The organism is Intrasporangium sp., from assembly GCF_040414665.1.
Lineage (GTDB): Bacteria > Actinomycetota > Actinomycetes > Actinomycetales > Dermatophilaceae > Intrasporangium.
On record NZ_JBEDUL010000168.1, the window covers coordinates 38,927 to 56,476 of the forward strand.

The 17,550-nt window shown below is 70.6% G+C and carries 14 protein-coding genes; 6 read left to right on the forward strand and 8 right to left on the reverse strand.

What is annotated here, in order from left to right; translation table 11 throughout:
• The first annotated feature begins 20 nt into the window (after window positions 1-20).
• Window positions 21-809, forward strand: a complete 789-nt coding sequence (locus ABF401_RS18300; protein ID WP_353511018.1) for a glycerophosphodiester phosphodiesterase family protein — start codon at window positions 21-23, stop codon at window positions 807-809.
• 39 nt (window positions 810-848) lie between these two features.
• Here ABF401_RS18300 and ABF401_RS18305 read toward each other — a convergent pair whose 3' ends face one another.
• Both ABF401_RS18305 and ABF401_RS18310 read right to left on the reverse strand, forming a co-directional pair.
• A complete protein-coding gene (locus tag ABF401_RS18305) occupies window positions 849-1,499 on the reverse strand; it encodes a DUF8185 domain-containing protein (RefSeq protein WP_353511019.1) in 651 nt (216 codons plus the stop codon).
• A complete protein-coding gene (locus ABF401_RS18310) occupies window positions 1,496-1,981 on the reverse strand; it encodes an acyl-CoA thioesterase (RefSeq protein WP_353511020.1) in 486 nt (161 codons plus the stop codon). Before ABF401_RS18310 ends, ABF401_RS18305 begins: the two co-directional genes overlap by 4 nt.
• Before the next feature lie 111 nt (window positions 1,982-2,092).
• Between ABF401_RS18310 and ABF401_RS18315 the strand changes: the two genes are divergently transcribed.
• Both ABF401_RS18315 and ABF401_RS18320 read left to right on the forward strand, forming a co-directional pair.
• On the forward strand, window positions 2,093-4,264 hold the full coding sequence (locus tag ABF401_RS18315) for a RecQ family ATP-dependent DNA helicase (protein ID WP_353511021.1): 2,172 nt from the start codon (window positions 2,093-2,095) through the stop codon (window positions 4,262-4,264).
• A gap of 71 nt (window positions 4,265-4,335) precedes the next feature.
• Window positions 4,336-5,292 (forward strand): acyl-CoA thioesterase, encoded by a 957-nt coding sequence (locus ABF401_RS18320; RefSeq protein ID WP_353511022.1) that lies wholly within the window; start codon window positions 4,336-4,338, stop codon window positions 5,290-5,292.
• 295 nt (window positions 5,293-5,587) lie between these two features.
• Here the strand turns inward: ABF401_RS18320 and treZ are convergent, their stop codons facing one another.
• Genes treZ through glgX form a run of 3 tightly spaced genes read right to left on the reverse strand, consistent with a single transcriptional unit; the run spans window position 5,588 to window position 11,960 of the window.
• Window positions 5,588-7,372, reverse strand: coding sequence for a malto-oligosyltrehalose trehalohydrolase (gene treZ, locus ABF401_RS18325; protein WP_353511058.1), 1,785 nt, complete (start codon window positions 7,370-7,372; stop codon window positions 5,588-5,590).
• Window positions 7,372-9,819, reverse strand: coding sequence for a malto-oligosyltrehalose synthase (gene treY, locus ABF401_RS18330; protein WP_353511023.1), 2,448 nt, complete (start codon window positions 9,817-9,819; stop codon window positions 7,372-7,374). Before treY ends, treZ begins: the two co-directional genes overlap by 1 nt.
• On the reverse strand, window positions 9,816-11,960 hold the full coding sequence (gene glgX / locus ABF401_RS18335) for a glycogen debranching protein GlgX (RefSeq protein ID WP_353511024.1): 2,145 nt from the start codon (window positions 11,958-11,960) through the stop codon (window positions 9,816-9,818). The genes treY and glgX overlap by 4 nt, the downstream gene beginning before the upstream one ends.
• Window positions 11,961-12,179: 219 nt before the next feature.
• Between glgX and ABF401_RS18340 the strand changes: the two genes are divergently transcribed.
• The gene (locus tag ABF401_RS18340) at window positions 12,180-13,331 is read left to right on the forward strand and encodes a cell wall-binding repeat-containing protein (protein ID WP_353511025.1); all 1,152 of its coding nucleotides are present in this window, start codon (window positions 12,180-12,182) and stop codon (window positions 13,329-13,331) included.
• A gap of 142 nt (window positions 13,332-13,473) precedes the next feature.
• Here ABF401_RS18340 and ABF401_RS18345 read toward each other — a convergent pair whose 3' ends face one another.
• A complete protein-coding gene (locus ABF401_RS18345; RefSeq protein WP_353511026.1) occupies window positions 13,474-14,235 on the reverse strand; it encodes an SDR family oxidoreductase in 762 nt (253 codons plus the stop codon).
• Window positions 14,232-15,377: an acyl-CoA dehydrogenase family protein gene (locus tag ABF401_RS18350; RefSeq protein WP_353511027.1), complete on the reverse strand. Its 1,146-nt coding sequence runs from the start codon at window positions 15,375-15,377 to the stop codon at window positions 14,232-14,234. Before ABF401_RS18350 ends, ABF401_RS18345 begins: the two co-directional genes overlap by 4 nt.
• Before the next feature lie 73 nt (window positions 15,378-15,450).
• On the opposite strand from ABF401_RS18350, the gene ABF401_RS18355 reads away from it, so the two are divergent.
• Together ABF401_RS18355 and ABF401_RS18360 are read left to right on the forward strand one after the other, a co-directional pair.
• Window positions 15,451-16,080 (forward strand): TetR/AcrR family transcriptional regulator, encoded by a 630-nt coding sequence (locus ABF401_RS18355; protein ID WP_353511028.1) that lies wholly within the window; start codon window positions 15,451-15,453, stop codon window positions 16,078-16,080.
• Window positions 16,077-16,649: a 2'-5' RNA ligase family protein gene (locus ABF401_RS18360; protein ID WP_353511029.1), complete on the forward strand. Its 573-nt coding sequence runs from the start codon at window positions 16,077-16,079 to the stop codon at window positions 16,647-16,649. Before ABF401_RS18355 ends, ABF401_RS18360 begins: the two co-directional genes overlap by 4 nt.
• On the opposite strand, the gene ABF401_RS18365 is transcribed toward ABF401_RS18360, so the two are convergent.
• Entirely contained in the window at window positions 16,616-17,533 is a 918-nt protein-coding gene (locus ABF401_RS18365) for an LLM class F420-dependent oxidoreductase (RefSeq protein ID WP_353511030.1), read from the reverse strand. The two genes, ABF401_RS18360 and ABF401_RS18365, sit on opposite strands and share 34 nt — an antisense overlap.
• Between the last annotated feature and the right edge of the window lie 17 nt (window positions 17,534-17,550).

Genomic DNA, 17,550 nt, shown 5'->3' on the forward strand with positions numbered 1-17,550 from the left:
CAACGGATAGCCTCAGACCCATGAGCACGAGGCCGTACCTGGCTCGAACGCCCGTCGCCCTCGCGCACCGCGGGGGCGCCCTGTACGAGCCGAACCTCGGCATCGAGAACACGATGACCGCCTTCCGCAACGCCGTCGACCTCGGCTACACCCACATCGAGACCGACGTCCACGCCACGCGCGACGGCCGCCTCGTCGCCTTCCACGACGACCGGCTCGACCGCGTGTCGGACCAGCAGGGCCGGATCCGGAGCCTGGACTGGGACGAGGTCCGTTGGGCCCGGGTCGGTCACGGCGAGCACGTGCCGCTCCTCAGCGAGGTCATCGAGACCTTTCCCGAGATCAAGCTCAACATCGACCTCAAGGCACCGCGGACGGGCGAGCTGCTCTGGGAGCTGATCGAGCACCGCGGCCTGTACGACTCGGTGTGCGTCGGATCGTTCTACCAGCGGGAGATCACGACCTTCCGGAAGGTGTCCGCCGGTCGGGTCGCGACGGCAGCGTCCCATGCCGGCACGATCCTCATGCGGTTCGGACCGCGTGCCCTGTCGCGCATGCTCCGGTCCCCGGCCGATGTCTTCCAGGTCCCGCCGACGTACCTGCTCGGGCGCCGGGAGGTGACCGTCGTGACGCGCAAGCTCGTCGACGCCGCCCATCACTTCGGCAAGCAGGTCCACGTGTGGACGGTCGACGACCCCGACGAGATGCACCGCCTGCTCGACCTCGGCGTCGACGGTCTCGTCAGCGACCGCATCGATGTCCTCAAGGACGTGCTCACCGACCGCAACGTGTGGACGGGAGCCGGCTGAGCGGCATACGCCCTGCCGTGCGGTGCGAAGACCGAGGGCTCAGCGCACGAGGACGTGACCCCGCGACGTGCTGAGCCGGGTCCACCGTCCGCACGTCGCGACGGCGGTCGGCTCCCCCTCCCGCACGAACCCGAGGACATGCGCCCCGAAGGCGAGCCCGGCCGCGATCGGCGGGACGGTCCGCGTCATCGCCCCCCAGACCCGGCGTCGCAGCGCCGCCACCACAGCGCCGCCCGCTCCGTCCGGAGTGCCCTCCGCCACGTCGGCGATGCCCCGTTCGGCGGCCCTCGTGACGTCGGCCGCCTCGAGCGCCCCGACGCGCTCCCAGCCCTCCCGCGGTGGCGTCAGCCCGGCCCAGGGCGGTGACACCGTCGTCGGGGGCACGCTCAACGTCGTCTCGGTGCCATGGTGTCGGGCCAGGCGGTCGGTGATCGACGCGAAGGCCACCGTCGCGTCGATCCCGGGCGTGGCGGCCCGGACCTCGACCGCTCGGAGGCCGAGCACGGTCCCGTCCCCCAGGACGCCCGAGCCCTCGAGCACGGCCACCGTGACGACGAGCAGTCCCCGTCCGGGCACCTGGAGCCGGATGGCGCCGTCAGGGAGAGCGACTCGCGCCCTGCTGATGAAGGTCGCGAGGTCACTCAGGCCGGACGGGTCCCCGAAGTCGATCTGCTCCGTGACGGCGCTCACCGCCGCCGCCTCCGGAACGGTGCAGGGTCGCCGAAGAGCTGCTCGAGGATCTGTCGCTCCTCCGGCCGCATCCGCCTCGGGGACGCGGAGGCGAAGTCGTAGAGCGCGAGCTCGGTCTCGGCAACGGCGTAGACGGTGCGCTGCCCGCCCGCTCCGTCACCTCCCGCATCACCTCCCGCAGCACGGACGCCGTCGGGGTCGGTGACGACGTAGGCCACGTCGAACCCTGCCCCGCCGATCCGCGAGACCCACATCTGGATCTCGACCGGCTCGTGGCGGAAGCCGAGCGGTTGGCGGTACTCGATCTCGTGCCGCGCCACGAGCACGCCCTCGTCGAGGAGGGACCGCTCCTGGCCGAACCAGTCCCGGAAGCCGATGACCCGAGCATCCTCGAGCAGGCGGAGAAACTGGACGTTGTTGATGTGCGCGTAGGCGTCCATGTCGGACCACCGCAGGGACACGTGGGCGGCGTACGGCTCCATGGGTCCATCCTTGCAGGGCCGTCCACAGCCCTCCCTTCGCGGTACCCGTCGTCCACAGCCCATGCCGTATGCCGCTGAGCTCGGTCACCAGCGGCCCGTACGGTGGGTGCCATGCCGAGCTCACCGACCGCCCCGCCAGCGACCGACCTTCGCGAGCGCGCCACCGTCGCGCTCCGACGCCTCGTCGGGCGCGACGAGGTCGGCTTCCGCGAGGGACAGCTCGAGGCGATCGAGGCGCTCGTCACGTCCCGGCGCCGCGTGCTCGTCGTCCAGCGGACCGGGTGGGGGAAGTCGGCCGTCTACTTCGTGTCGACGGCGCTTCGACGAGCGGAGGGTGCCGGGCCCACCGTCATCGTCAGCCCGCTGCTGGCCCTGATGCGGGACCAGATCGCCGCAGCCGAGCGGGCCGGCATCCGCGCCGTCACGCTCAACTCGACGAACGCCGACGAGTGGGCTGCCGTCTCAGGGGCGTTGGCCCGGGGCGAGGTGGATGTGCTGCTCGTGAGCCCGGAGCGGCTCAACAACCCGCGATTTCGCGACGAGCAGCTCCCCGCCCTCGCTGCCACGTGCGGCCTGCTCGTCGTCGACGAGGCGCACTGCATCAGCGACTGGGGTCACGACTTCCGGCCCGACTACCGACGGATCCGGGACCTGCTGACCACCCTGCCCGACGAGACACCGGTCCTGGCGACGACGGCGACGGCGAATGCGCGCGTCGTGACCGACGTCGTCGAGCAGCTGTCGGCCGGTGGACGCGATGACGACGGCTCGCGTGGCGGCCGGGACGTGCTGACGCTCCGGGGCCCGCTCGCCCGAGCGTCGCTGCGCCTCGGGGTGCTTCCCCTCGCCTCCCCCGAGCAGCGGCTCGCGTGGCTCATCGCGCATCTCGCCGACCTGCCGGGCTCCGGCATCGTCTACACGCTGACCGTGGCTGCCGCCGAGGACGTCGCCACTGCCCTGCGCGACGCCGGCCACGACGTTGCCGCCTACACCGGGCGGACGGAGCCGGCGGAGCGCATCCGGCTCGAGGAGGCGTTGCGGGACAACGAGATCAAGGCGCTCGTGGCGACCTCGGCCCTTGGCATGGGCTTCGACAAGCCGGACCTCGGCTTCGTGCTGCACCTCGGGGCGCCGTCCTCCCCGGTCGCCTACTACCAGCAGGTCGGGCGTGCGGGCCGTGCGACCGAGCGGGCCGACGTCCTGCTCATGCCGGGCCCCGAGGACAAGGACATCTGGCGCTACTTCGCGTCCGCGTCGATGCCTCGCCAGGACCAGGCCGATGCGGTCCTGCGCGCCCTCGTCGAGAGCGGCCGGGCATTGTCGACGGTGGCGCTCGAGTCCATCGTCGATGTGCGCCGGACGAGGCTCGAGCTGCTGCTCAAGGTGCTCGATGTCGACGGCGCGGTGCAGCGGGTCCCGGGTGGCTGGGCCGCGACGGGCCAGCCGTGGACCTACGACGCGGAGCGCTACCAGCGGGTCTCCGAGGCACGGGACCGGGAGCAGCAGCTCATGGTGGACTACGAGCGGACCGACAGCTGCCGGATGGCCTTCCTCCAGCGCTGCCTCGACGACGACACGGCACAGGACTGCGGTCGGTGCGACGGGTGCGCCGGTGCGTGGTTCGCCACCGCCATACCGGATGCCGCGATCAACACGGCTCGCTCCCGTCTCGAGCAGCCCGGCGTCGTCCTCGAGCCCCGCGCACAATGGCCGACCGGGATGGACCGGCTCGGCGTCCCGGTCAAGGGACGCATCGCGCCCGAGGTCGCCCTTGCCCAGGGCCGCGCGGTCGCGCGCCTCAGCGACCTCGGGTGGGGCCAACGGCTGCGCGAGCTGCTCCGGGCCACGGCCGGCGAGGGAGGCGACCGGCCGGTGCCCCACGAGGTGCTCCGGGCCGTCGTGGACGTGCTGCGGACCTGGGACTGGGCCGAGCGGCCGGTCGCCATCGCCTCCGTGCCCTCCCGCCGACGACCCGAGCTCGTGTCGTCCCTCGCCGCCGGCATCGGGGAGCTCGGCCGGCTCCCCTACCTCGGGCCACTCGACCTCGTCGACGGCGGACCGGTCGGAGAGCCCGGCGGGAACAGCGCCTTTCGCCTCGCGAACACGTGGGGACGGCTGGGGCTGGGCGATGACCTGCGACGCCGGCTCAGCGGCATACCGGGGCCACTGCTCCTCGTCGACGACGTCGCCGACTCGCGGTGGACGCTGACGGTCGCCGGCGCGCTCCTTCGCGAGGCAGGTGCACCAGCTGTTCTGCCACTCGTGCTCGCCCTCGAGGCCTGACGCCTGCTGAGCTGCGGTGCCTCGCTGCCTGCGCGGCGTGTCTGCGCTGCCACGGCACTAGGGTCGAGGCTGTGACCGACGACCTCACCCCGACGCTGTCGCCCATCGAGGACCTCATCGACGTGCTCACCCTGCGGGAGCTCGGCACGGCGCACATCTCCGTCACGGGGATCGCCGGCCAGAGCGCTGCGTCCTCGATCGGCGCGACGGAGGCGCGGGTGTTCGAGGGTCGCAGCCAGCGGATGCCACACCAGCGGGTGTTCGGCGGTCAGGTGCTGGCCCAGTGCGTCATGGCAGCCGGCCTGACCCTCAAGGCGGTCGAGGAGCGCGAGGGGCCCCGCCCGATCCACTCGCTGCACGGCTACTTCATGCGGCCCGGGGACGACACCCAGCCGATCCGCTTCGCGGTCGAGGAGATGCGGGACGGGAGGTCGTTCTCGACCCGGCGCGTCCACGCGATCCAGAACGACGCGCCGATCATGTCGTTCACGGGATCGTTCCAGGCGCACGCCCCCGGCCTCGAGCACCAGCTGACGATGCCCGAGCTGCCCGGTCCCGAGGGGCTGCGCTCGCTCGCCGACCTGCTCGGTCACATCGACCATCCGGCCGCCCAGCACATCGCCCATGAGCGCCCGATCGAGCAGCGTCCGGTCGAGGAGGCCACCTTCCTCATGCCGTCGGCCGACGCGGTGGCCGAGCAGCAGGTGTGGATGCGGGCCCTCGGCGAGCTCCCCGACGACCCGCTCATCCATGCCGCCGTCCTCGCGTACGCGAGCGACTACTCCCTCCTCGACCCGGTGCTGCGCCGACACGGCCTCCTGTGGGGCGACCGCCGCCTCCGGGTGGCGAGCCTCGATCACTCGATGTGGTTCCACCGCCCCGTCGCTGCCGACCGGTGGTTCCTCTACGTCCAGGAGTCCCCGTCCGCCTCGAACGGCCGTGGTCTGGGGATCGGCCAGATGTTCCAGGAGGGCCAGCTCGTCGCGACGACCGCGCAGGAGGGCATGGTCCGCGTCAAGGACGCCTGACCCGGCGAGCGTCGTCGAGGCCCTGACCCCCGTGCCGGGCCGATTGAGTCCGGATCGGTCAGGTGGTCCGCCAGCGACGCGCGATGGTCGGAGGACAGGAGGGCGCGGTCCGCGTCAAGGACGCCTGACCCGGCGAGCGTCGTCGGGACCACGGCTCCCGGGGATCCGACGGGCCGATGGACTACCACGACGAGCCCCGGCAGCACGCGCCCGAACTCGAAAGCCTGTCAGAGCCACCGGTCGCGGTCGTCCGTCGGGCCCGGCCCCCGAGCCTGGTGCGGCCCAGCCACGTCGGTCAGCGGGTGCGGATGACCGCGACGTCATGTCCGTCGAGGCGGACGCCCGACTCGTCGACGACGGGCGCCCGGCCCCACGACACGAGGACCCGGTCGACGAGGTGTCCCTTGAGAGGCACGACCTGTGACCTCGACCGGAAGTTGCAGACGACGTGGACGTGGCCCCGGTGCATGACGAGCCAGCCGTCCTCGTCATCGACGTCCACCGCGGTCGCACGCAGGTCCCCCGACCTGGCGTCCGGCTCGCCTCGACGGGTCTTGATCAGCTCCCGATAGAAGTCGAGCATCTCGGTGTGGCCCGGCTGCCTGAGCTGCGTCCAGTCGAGGACACTCGCGCTCCGCGTCGCGGGATCCTGCGGGTCGGGGATGTCCGCCGCGGTCCACCCGTGCGCAGCGAACTCCTCGCGCCGTCCCTTGCGCACTGCATCGGCGAGCCACTGGTCGTCGAACGAGGTGAAGAACTGGAAGGGCGTGCTGGCCCGCCACTCCTCGCCCATGAAGACCATCGGGGTGTACGGCGAGAGCAGGTAGAGCGCGGCGCCGATCGCCTGCTGGCCGGGAGAGATCGTCTCGCTGATCCGGTCGCCCAGGGCGCGGTTGCCGATCTGGTCGTGGTTCTGAAGGTAGGCGACGAACCGATGACCGGACGTGGTTGTCCGGTCGACCGGGGCTCCCCATACCCTCCCCCGGAACGTCGACATCCGCCCGTCATGGAAGAACCCCTCGGTGAGCGTCTTGGCCAGGATCCGCAGCGGGGTTCCCTCCGGCCAGGCCTCGGTGCCTCCGGCGAAGTCGGCGTAGTACCCCTGCCGCTCGCGGGTCAGCACGACATGCAGGGCATGGTGGACATCGTCGTCCCACTGGGCCGTCATGCCGCGTCCGCCCGCTGCCGTCGGCACCACCATGACGGGGTCGTTGAGGTCGCTCTCCGCGACGAGCTCGAGGGGACGGCCGAGGCGGGCCGACAGGGCGGCCGTCTCGTCGCTCAGCTCGGCGAGGACGTGGTGGGGTGAGTCGTCGTGCAGCGCATGGACGGCGTCGAGGCGAAGGGCATCGACATGGAAGTCGCGGAACCATCGCAGCGCGTTGTCGATGACCCAGCGACGCACCTCGTCACTGCCCGGTCCGTCGAAGTTGAGCGCCGGCCCCCACGGCGTGGAGTGACGGTCGGTGAAGTACGGTCCGAAGGCCTGCAGGTAGTTGCCGACCGGACCGACGTGGTTGTAGACGACGTCGAGGCACACGGCCAGGCCGCGGGCATGGCACTCGTTGACGAACTCCTGGAGGGCTTCCGGTCCTCCGTAGGGCTGGTGGACGGCGTACGGCTGCACCCCGTCGTAGCCCCAACCGTGAGGCCCACCGAAGGCCGCGACGGGCATCACCTCGACGACGTCCACGCCGAGGTCGACGAGGTGGTCGAGGCCGGCGATCGCCCCGGCGAAGGTGCCGGCCCGGGTGAACGTGCCGATGTGCAGCTCGTAGAACACGGCGCCCAGGGCGCCCTCGCCGCCCCGGGCGCCCCGCCAGTCGCCGTCGGTCCACGCAAAGGCACCCTCGTCGAAGGTCCGCGTGGGGCCGTGCACACCGTGCGGCAACCAGGGGCTGCGTGGGTCCGGGATCGGGTCGCGAGCGTCGAGCGCGAAGAGGTAGTCGACGGGGCCGTCGCAGGTCGGTGTCCACGACCACCAGCCACCCTCCTCAGTCGACATCGCGTGACGGTCCCCCCCGACCACGACGCACTCGACGACCTGGGCGTCCGGGGCCCACACCCTGATCGGCGACATCATCGCGTCCTCCTCACGTCGTCCCGCACGAGGATGGCCACCGGCAGGCCATCGAGCGGCACGACGTCGCGGAGCATCGCCGAACCACCGGCAACACCATTGTCGGACAACAGGTTCCGCCACGAGCCCGCTGGAAGCGTGACAACCGCCTCACTCCACCCACCGCGGCTCGCGAGTCGTCCCGCACCCCGCGTGGCGAGGACGAGCACGTCGTCCGGACCACCCGATCCGCGACGGAAGCCGACGGCGTGCTCACTCGAGGTGGCAAGCGGTGCATAGCCGGCCCCGGCCCCGGCGAAGACCTCGGGCCGCGCACGCCGCAGCCGCAGGGCCGTTGCCGTGACCAGGAGCTTCTCGTCGGACAGGTCTCGCGGCGGCTCACCGGCATCGAGCCGCTCAAGGCGCCGAGCCCGGTCGTCGTCGTCGACCGGGCGCCGGTTGTCCGGGTCGACGAGTGACAGGTCGACGATGTCGGACCCTTGGTAGAGGTCGGGGACTCCTGGCATGAGCAGCTGGACCACTTTCTGGCCCAACGTGTTTGCTCGAATCGCGGGCGCACCGGCGGCGAGCCAGTCCTCGATGTGCCGGGTGACCTCGGCGTCTGTCGCAATGCCCGTACAGAACCTGGCCACGGCGGCTTCGTAGCGCGCGTCGCCGTCGACCCACGCAGTGTGCAGCTTCGCCTCACGCACCGCCTTGGTGGCATAGCCGACGAGCCGCTCGGCGCTGATGGGCCAGGCCCCGACCAGCGTCTGCCACAGGAAGTACTCCGTGAGCGGATCGACCCGTTCGTCGCGGTGAGCCGCGGCCATCGCCCACGCCTCGCGAACCCAGGCGGACCACTCAGCCGGGCGCTCGGAGAGCACGGCAAGGCGCGCGCGAACGTCCTCCGACCGTTTCGTGTCGTGCGTCGACAGGGTCGTCATCGTCAGCGGCCAGTCCGCTGCCACGCGTTCAGCGAAGGCGTGGAACTCTGGCACCGCGACGCCGAAGCGCATGGGGTCGCCCCCGACCTCGTTCAGCCCGACGAGCCGCACGTGGCGGTAGAACACGGTGTCCTCCACCGCCTTCGCCATCACTGGGCCACACGTCTGCTGGAACCGGACGACGAACTCGCGACCGGCATCCTCCTCCCCCACCGTCGCGCGGGGCAGCCACCCGCCCCTGGCGAGGTGTGCCACGACAGCGACGGCGCCACGGTCGTCCGGTGCGACCAGGCTGCTGGCCCGCCGCTCCGCGCCGTCGAGCGCCTCCGCCGCCTCCGGGCTCATCGACCCCCCGGGCTCGACGTAGGCGCGGTACCGGTCCATCGAGACGAGAAGTGCCTCCAGGGCGCGGCGCAGCGACGCCTGGTCGTCGTCCGGCAGCAGGCGTGCCACCAGCCGCATGAGGCGGGAGACCTCGGCCGGCAACACCCGCTCGACGACGTGCCGTTTGGCCACGCACGTCATCGCGTGCGGGTCCTGCGCCTCCCCGAGGAGCTCCTCCGCCAGGCTCGCGAGCGGCTCGGCCCCGTCCGGGTCGACGAAGAGGCCGCCCACGCGAAGGAGCGCGTCGTAGCCCGTCGTCCCGCCGCAGGCCCAGTCGTCGGGGAGCCGCTCCTGCCCCTCGAGGATCTTCTCGACGACGGTCCAGCACCCACCCGTCGCTGCCGCCAGCCGGTCCAGGTAACCGCGCGGATCGGCCAGGCCGTCGGGATGGTCGATGCGCAGCCCATCGACGTCGCCGGACACCACGGCGTCGACGACGACCCGGTGCGTCGCCGCGAAGACGGACGGGTCCTCCACGCGCACCCCGATGAGGGACGTCACGTCGAAGAACCGCCGATAGTTCAGGTCCGTCGCGGCGTCTCGCCAGGAGGCCAAGCGGTAGTGCTGGTCCGCGAGAAGCGAGCTCAGCGGCATACGGCCTGCGTCTGGTCCCAGCGACAGCGGGAGGACGTGGTCGACATAGCGCACCACGTCCTGACCCTCGATCCGGTCGACGGTGAGCTCAGCCGCTGCGATGGCCTCCTCCACCGACGAACCGAGCACGGGCCAGAGCACCCTGCCCCCGAGTGCGTCCCAGTCGATGTCGAACCAGTGCGCGTAGGGCGACGCCCGTCCCTCGCGGAGCACGGACCACAGCGGCTCGCTGAGCGACACGGGCACCGGGGTCGCCATGTGGTTGGGCACGACGTCGACGACGAGGCCGAGTCCCGCGTCATGCGCGGCGTTCACGAGTCGGCGGAAGCCCGCCTCCCCGCCCAGGCCCTCGTCGAGCCGCGAGTGGTCGACGACGTCGTAGCCGTGCGTCGACCCGGCCGTGGCCTGGAGGATCGGCGACAGGTAGAGGTGGGACACGCCGAGCCGAGCCAGGTGCCCCGCCTGCGCCGCCGCGTCCTCGAAGGTCAGCTCCGGACCGAGCTGGAGCCGGTAGGTCGAGAGGATGCGGCGGCCTGCGCTCACTCGTCGGCCCCCCGCGGGCTGCGCAGGACGACGACGCTGCGGGCGTCCACCTGGATCTGCCAGCCGGACTCGAGCTCCTCCGCGTCGATCTCGCGGGCGGCCGTGTCCACCTCCGGGATCCACACGCGCCCGTACTCCTCGTCGGGCAGGGTGAACGTCATCGGCTCATGGTGGGCGTTGAACATGACGAGGAACGAGTCGCCGACCGTCCTCTCACCGCGCTTGTCCGGCTCGGGGATCGCCGAGCCGTTGAGGAAGACCATGACGGATCGGGCCGACGGTTCCCGCCAGGCCGGCTCGTCCATGTGGTCGCCGCTCGGCGTGAACCAGGCGATGTCGCCCAGGTCGCTCTCGCCGCCGTGGTCGGGACTGCCGGCGAAGAACCGGCGGCGCCGGAAGACCGGGTTCTCCATCCGGAGCCTGATGATCGACTGGGTGAAGGCGAGCAGCCGCTCCTCGTCGTGCTGCAGGTCCCAGTCGACCCAGGTGATCTCGTTGTCCTGGCAGTAGCCGTTGTTGTTGCCGAGCTGGGTGCGACCGAGCTCGTCCCCGTGGCTGATCATCGGCACGCCCTGCGAGAGCAGGAGAGTCGTCAGGAAGTTGCGCTGCTGCCTGGCGCGCAGCGCCAGGACCTCCGGGTCCGTCGTCGGCCCCTCGACGCCGCAGTTCCAGGAGCGGTTGTGACTCTCGCCGTCGACGCCCCCCTCGCCATTGGCCTCGTTGTGCTTCTCGTTGTAGGAGACGAGGTCGCGCAGCGTGAAGCCGTCATGGCAGGTGACGAAGTTGACGGACGCGATCGGCTTGCGGCCGGTGTGCTCGTAGAGGTCGCTGGAGCCGGTGAAGCGTGACGCGAACTCGGCCAGTGCGCCTCCTGCACCACGCCAGTAGTCGCGGACCGTGTCGCGGTACTTGCCGTTCCACTCGGTCCACAGCGGTGGGAAGCCGCCGACCTGGTAGCCGCCCTCGCCGACGTCCCACGGCTCCGCGATGAGCTTGACCTGGCTGACGACGGGGTCCTGCTGGATGAGGTCGAAGAAGGCGGACAGCTTGTCGACCTCATGGAACTGCCTCGCGAGCGTCGCGGCGAGATCGAAGCGGAAGCCGTCGACGTGCATCTCGGTCACCCAGTAGCGCAGCGAGTCCATGATGAGCTGCAGCACATGCGGGTGGCGCATGAGCAGGGAGTTTCCCGTGCCCGTCGTGTCGTAGTAATGGGCGAGATCGTCACTGACGAGCCGGTAGTAGCTGTGGTTGTCGAGACCTCGGAACGCCAATGTCGGGCCGAAGTGGTTGCCCTCGGCGGTGTGGTTGTAGACAACGTCGAGGATCACCTCGATGTCGGCTTCGTGGAGCGCCTTGACCATGCCCTTGAACTCGAGCACCTGCTGGCCGCGCTGCCCGCCGGCCGCATAGCCGTTGTGCGGCGCGAGGAAGCCAATGGTGTTGTAGCCCCAGTAGTTCGACAGCCCCCGGTCGAGCAGGTGCGAGTCCTGGACGAACTGGTGGACCGGCATGAGCTCGATCGCGGTCACTCCCAGCGCCTTGAGGTGCGCGATGGTGGCGGGGTGGGCGACGCCGGCGTACGTGCCGCGAATCCCCTCGGGGATCTCCGGGTGCAGTTGGGTCAGGCCCTTGACGTGGGCCTCGTAGATCACGGTGTCGTGGTACTCGTGGCGCGGCGGCCGGTCGGTGGACCAGTCGAAGAACGGGTTGGTGACGACCGAGAGCATCGTGTGTCCGAGGCTGTCGTCGGTGTTGACCTGCGTCGTCGATGCCGCGTCGGGGTCGCCGAAGGTGTAGGAGAAGAGCGCCTGGCTCTGCTCCGCCTGGCCCTCGATCGCCTTCGCGTAGGGGTCGAGGAGCAGCTTGGCCGGGTTGCACCGGTGGCCGCGGGCCGGGTCATATGGCCCGTGGACCCGGAAGCCGTACCGCTGCCCGGGCTGGAGATACGGGACGTACCCGTGCCAGACGAAGCCGTCGACCTCGGGCAGGTCGATGCGGGTCTCGGTGAGGTCGTCCCCCTCGCCGTCGATGAGGCACAGCTCGACGCGCTCGGCCACCTCCGAGAACACGGCGAAGTTGACACCGGACCCGTCGTAGGTTGCCCCCAAGGGGTACGTCTGTCCGGGCCAGATCTCCATGATGGGTCATTCTTGCCTGTCATGACGCCCTCCGCCCAACCGGCAGTTCGGCGCGTGCCCGGGCGCTCCATCGTGGCCGTATGCCGCTGGGCTCGCTCCCAGCCCAGCGTTCGCTCGGTGCCCGTCCTCCCCTGCTCAACCCCCGTCGCGCGGGTCGCTCTTGACTGTCCTACCCTTGGCCCGCCCGGTGCCGCAGGCACCCCCACGTGAAAGAGCACGATGAACTCGAGACTCCGACGCGCCTGCGTCATTCCGTTGACCACGGCCATGCTCGCTGCCGGACTGTTCGTGGCGGGTCCAGCCCGCGCGGACGACCCCAGCCCGACCTTCACGAAGCGCACGACGACACGCACCCCCACGGCTCAGCTGCCGCGCTCCACAGCGACGAGCGGGGCCGGCTCCTCCGCCGCGGCCCCCGTCGTCCGCCTCTTCGGGCCAAACCGGATCCAGACGGCACTCGACGCCTCGTCCTTCGCCTGGGACGACGCCGGGACAGAAGGTGGAAACGTCGCGATGTCCGTCGTCCTGACCCGGTCCGACGCGTTCGCCGACGCCCTCGGCGGCGCGGCGCTGGCCGGCGCGGCTCAGGGGCCGCTTCTCATGACGCCGCCGACCTCGCTCCATGCCGATGTCCGCGCCGAGATCCGACGGGTGCTCGGCGGTCAGGGCGACGTGTACCTGCTTGGCGGGATCGGTGCGATCTCGTCCGCCACGGAGGCGACGTTGAAGCGTGACGGGTACCGGGTCGTACGAGTCGCCGGCAGTGACCGTTACGCGACGTCGGTCAAGATCGCCGAGCAGGTCAGTGCCTCGATCCCCCCGGATGGCGAGCCGCAGTTCGTCATGGTCACAACCGGGCAGGACTTCCCGGACGGACTGGCCGCAGGCGCGACAGCGGGAGGATTCCAGGCCACGGTCGTGCTGACGAAGGGCTCGACGGTGCCGGGGGTCGTCTCCAGCTACCTCTACTGGCGCCGGAAGGCCGGCGTCCCGCTCCTTGCGGTCGGCGGTCCAACCGCCGCGGCGTCCTACCGGTGGGACGGCGAGTTCGCGGGCCGTGATCGCTACGAGACCGCGGCCATCCTGGCCGAGGCCTTCTGGGGCGCCGAAACCGGGAACTCTCCGGTGGCGATCGGACTCTCCACCGGCCTGAACTGGCCCGATGCCCTCGCCGGTGGCGCCTTCATGGCAGGCCTCGGCCCGCTCCTGCTCGCACGGACCGACTCCCTGCCCGTCGCCACCTCGGACGTCACGACGTCGCTGGTTCACCGCACTGATCCCTCATCGATCGAAGCCGGCTTCGTCTTCGGCGGTGAGTCCGTCGTGGGGCCCGCGCCGGTGAGCCGGTTCGCCAGCATCCTCGGCAACTGAACCCCTCGCCCTTGTCGGGTGGGGCCGAACCGGCCCGCCCCACGGGGGTGGATCACGGGAGAGCCGAGTCTGAACTAGCCCGCTGGGCCGGGTCCGCGCATGCGCGCGGACCCGGCCCAGCGGCATACGACCGCTTGTTCTGCTAGAGGGCCCCGCCGAGCGTGACGCCTCCGTCGATCGTCAGCGTCTGGCCGGTGATCCACGCGGCGTCCGTGCCGAGCAGGAAGCTCACGGCCCCGGCGATGTCGTCAGGGGTGCCGAGGCGCTTCATCGGGTACGCACGGATCACCTTCTCCTCGCGGCCCTCGTAGAGAGCCTCGGCGAACCTGGTCTTGACCACGGCCGGCGCGACCGCGTTGACCCGGACGTCGGGGCCGAGCTGGTAGCCGAGCTCCGTCGTCAGGTGGATCAGGGCCGCCTTGGAGACGCCGTACCAGCCGATGACGCCCGAAGCGCCCTGCCCGGCCACCGAGGCGAGGTTGACGACGGCGCCGGGGTGGGCGTCGTCCCCCAGCCCGGCGGCGACGGCCTTCTTGATCCACGAGAAGGCCGCGACGACGTTGACGTCGAGCACCTTGCGGGCGATGGTGACGTCGCTGTCGAGCATCGGGCCGTAGGCCGGGTTGATCCCGGTGTTGTTGACGAGGTAGTGCAGTCCCCCGAACGTCTCGCGGGCGGCCGCGATGACCTCGTCCTGGTGGGACTCCTCGGCGGCGTTGCCGGCGATGCCGAGCGCATGCTCGGGCCCTCCGAGCGACTCCACCGCCTCGGCGAGCGCCTCCGGTTTGCGGGCCGTGATGACCACCTTGGCACCCTCGGCCACGAGCCGGCTGGCGATGCCGAGGCCGATACCGCGGCTCGCCCCGGTGACGATGGCGACGGCGCCCTGGTGCACGCCCGTCACAGGCCGAGGTCCCGGCCGATGAGCTCCTTCATGATCTCGTTGGAGCCCGCCCAGATCTTCGTCACCCGGGCATCACGCCAGGCCCGCGCGACACGGTACTCGTTCATGAAGCCGTAGCCGCCGTGGAGCTGGACGCACGCGTCGAGGACCTCGTTCTGCACCTGAGAGCTCCACCACTTGGCCTTGGCCGCGTCGATGGCGGTCAGCTCGCCCTTCGAGTGGGCGAGGACGCAGTCGTCGACGTACGCCTCCGTGACCTCGATCTTCGTCACGAGCTCGGCGAGGAGGAACTTGTTGTGCTGGAACGCGCCGATCGACTGGCCGAAGGCCTTGCGGTCCTTGGCGTACTCGATGGTCTCCTCGAGGATCGCCTTGGCGTGGGCGACATTGGCGATACCCGAGCCGACCCGCTCCTGCGGGAGCCGCTGCATCATCGCGATGAAGCCCCTGCCCTCGTCGCCGAGCCGGTTCTCGTCGGGGACCCGGACGTTGTCGAAGAACAGCTCGGCCGTGTCGGACTCGTCCATGCCGACCTTGTCGAGCTTGCGCCCGTTGACGAAGCCCTCCATGCCGCGCTCGACCATGAAGAGCGTGATCCCCTTGGCGCCCTTGGACGCGTCGGTCCGGGCGGCGACGATGACGAGGTCGGCCTGGTAGCCGTTGGTGATGAAGGTCTTGGAGCCGTTGATGATCCAGTCGTCGCCATCACGCACGGCCGTGGTCTTGAGGGCAGCGAGGTCCGAGCCGCCGGAGGGCTCGGTCATGCCGATGCCGATGATGAGGTCGCCGCTCGCGATCCCCGGGAGCCAGCGTTGCTTCTGCTCCTCGGTGCCGAGGTCGACGATGTAGGGCGGGCACACGTCGGCATGGATCCCGAAGCACGAGCTCGTCGCCATGTTGAACCGGGCCCACTCCTCGGCGACGACGGCGTTGAAGCGGTAGTCGTCGACGCCGGCGCCACCGTAGGCCTCCGGGATGTCGAAGCCGAAGAAGCCCTGCTTGCCGGCCTCCTGCCAGATGTCGCGCGGGATCGACTTGAGCTCGATCATCTCCTCGGCGCGAGGTCGCATGACGCGGTCGATGAACTCGCGGGCCGAGGCTCGCAGCGCCTCGTGGTCCTCGTCGTAGATGTTGCGCGGCATGCTGGCCTCCGGCTGTGACTCATGGGTAACTAAGCGCTTGCTTAGTCTCGCGTCTCTCGGGCATGCTGTCAACGTGCCGCACACCAGCAAGGGGCCCCCGCCGCCCAGCCTCGCAGCCAGCCAGGCGAGCGACACCTCCACGGTCGATCGGCTCATGCGTGCGGCAGCGCAAGCCTTCGCCGAGAAGGGCTTCCATGCGACGACGACCCGCGACATCGCCTCCGGCGCCGGACTGTCCCCGGCGGGCGTCTACGTCCACTTCGGGTCCAAGGAGGAGCTGCTCTTCAACCTCAGCCGGAGCGGGCACGAGTCGGCCCTGGGACTGCTGCGCGCCGCGCTGGAAGGGATCGAGCATCCTGCCGAGCGGCTGGCGGTCGCGATGAACCGGTTCTCCGCCTGGCACGCCGAGCAGTACCAGCTCGCCAAGGTCGTCCAGTACGAGCACCAGCACCTCACGCCGGAGCACCGGGCCGTGGTGCTGGCGCTGCGCAAGGACATCGACGCCGTGCTCCAGCAGGTCCTCGAGTGCGGCGTCGCCGATGGTGTCTTCGAGGTCGCGGACATCGGTGACACCGCCCTCGCGCTGTCGTCGATGGCGGTCGACGTGGCCCGGTGGTACTCACCAGCCATCAAGCGCACGCCAGCCCAGATCGGCGCGACCAACGCAGCCCTGGCCCTGCGACTCGTCGGGTCGCGCTCGTGACCGGTGGCCACACCGTTCTGCAGATCCCCGTCCCCGAGCTCGAGCCGTTCGTACGACAGCGGCACGAGCACTACGACCCGGACTTCGTCTCGGCGGACCCCGCGTTCGTCCACGCGCACATCACCGTGCTCGGGCCCTTCCTCCCACCGGCGGACATCGATGACCGAGTCGTGTCGACCATCGACGAGATCGCTCGCGGCATGGGCGGGTTCGGCTATCGGCTCGAGCAGGTCGACGTCTTCCCAAACGGTGTCATCCACCTGGTCCCGGACCCCGTCGAGCCCTTTCGCTCGCTGACCGCCGAGCTGTTCACGGAGTTCCCGTCATGTCCACCCTATGGCGGGGCGTTTCCGGACGTCCGGCCGCACCTGACCCTGGACGCGCGCACTGCCGGCTCGGACGGCGTGACCGTCGAGTCGACCCGGCGCCTGCTCGGGTCGCTCGTGCCGGCCCAGTGCAGGGCGGAGCGGCTCGACCTTGCCTGGTGGGGCAACCGCGCGTGCCGGGTCCTCGACTCGTGGCCGCTCGCCGGGCCTCAGCGTCCGGCGGCCGTGATCCCGGAGACCTGACGGACGACCTCGGCAACGAGCGGGTAGGCGTCCGGATCCGTCGTGTTGCCCATGCCGAGGATCGCGTCGTCGATGCCGGCGTCGGCAAGCGCCCCGAGCTTGTCGACGGCTGCCGCGACGGACACGGTCGGCTCTCCCGACGGGGCCGGCGCGCCCGACTCGGACAGGCTCAGGCGCGTCAGGACCGTCTTGGTGATGTCGTCGTAGTCGCGGCCCACGTCGGCGCAGTGGCCGCGAAGGACCTCGCACGTGGACTTGAGCTGGCTCGCCCCGACGTCGAAGAAGTTGGAGGCATCGGCGTATTTCGCGACCAGCCGCAGCGTCTTCTTCTCCCCCATTCCTCCGATGAGGATCGGCGGATGCGGGCGACGGATGGCTTGGGGGCTGTTGAGCGTCCGCTCGAGCGAGTAGTGCGCGCCCTGGTACGGGCCCTCGTCCTCCGACCACATCTGGAGCATGATCTGGAGGGTCTCTTCGAGCCGCTCGAAGCGCTCGCGCACAGGCGGGAACGGCACCCCCAGCCCTCGGTGCTCCTGCTCGTTCCAGGCCGCGCCGATCCCGAGCCAGGCGCGACCGCCCGACAGGACGTCGAGGGTCGTCACCGTCTTGGCAAGGATGCCGGGATGGCGGTAGGTCACTCCGGTCACCAGCGTGCCGAGCTCGATCCTCGAGGTCTGCCCGGCCGCGAAGGCGAGCGCCGTATAGCCCTCGAGCATCTCGAGCTCCGGCGGTCCGATCACGCGGATCTGGAAGAAGTGGTCCATGACCCACAGCGACACCATCCCCGCTTCCTCCGCGTCGCGGGCGATCCGCCCGAACGTCGGCCCGAGGGAGGCCGGGCTTCCCGGCCAGCTGAAGTGCGAGACCTGCAGTCCGAGGCGCATTGGTCAAGCCTAGGACT

Coding starts and splice junctions, on each gene's coding strand:
- ABF401_RS18300 (WP_353511018.1), top strand. CDS start 21: ATGAGCACGAGGCCGTACCTGGCTCGAACGCCCGTCGCCCTCGCGCAC.
- ABF401_RS18310 (WP_353511020.1), bottom strand. CDS start 1,981: ATGGAGCCGTACGCCGCCCACGTGTCCCTGCGGTGGTCCGACATGGAC.
- ABF401_RS18315 (WP_353511021.1), top strand. CDS start 2,093: ATGCCGAGCTCACCGACCGCCCCGCCAGCGACCGACCTTCGCGAGCGC.
- treZ (WP_353511058.1), bottom strand. CDS start 7,372: ATGTCGCCGATCAGGGTGTGGGCCCCGGACGCCCAGGTCGTCGAGTGC.
- glgX (WP_353511024.1), bottom strand. CDS start 11,960: ATGGAGATCTGGCCCGGACAGACGTACCCCTTGGGGGCAACCTACGAC.
- ABF401_RS18340 (WP_353511025.1), top strand. CDS start 12,180: ATGAACTCGAGACTCCGACGCGCCTGCGTCATTCCGTTGACCACGGCC.
- ABF401_RS18350 (WP_353511027.1), bottom strand. CDS start 15,377: ATGCCGCGCAACATCTACGACGAGGACCACGAGGCGCTGCGAGCCTCG.
- ABF401_RS18365 (WP_353511030.1), bottom strand. CDS start 17,533: ATGCGCCTCGGACTGCAGGTCTCGCACTTCAGCTGGCCGGGAAGCCCG.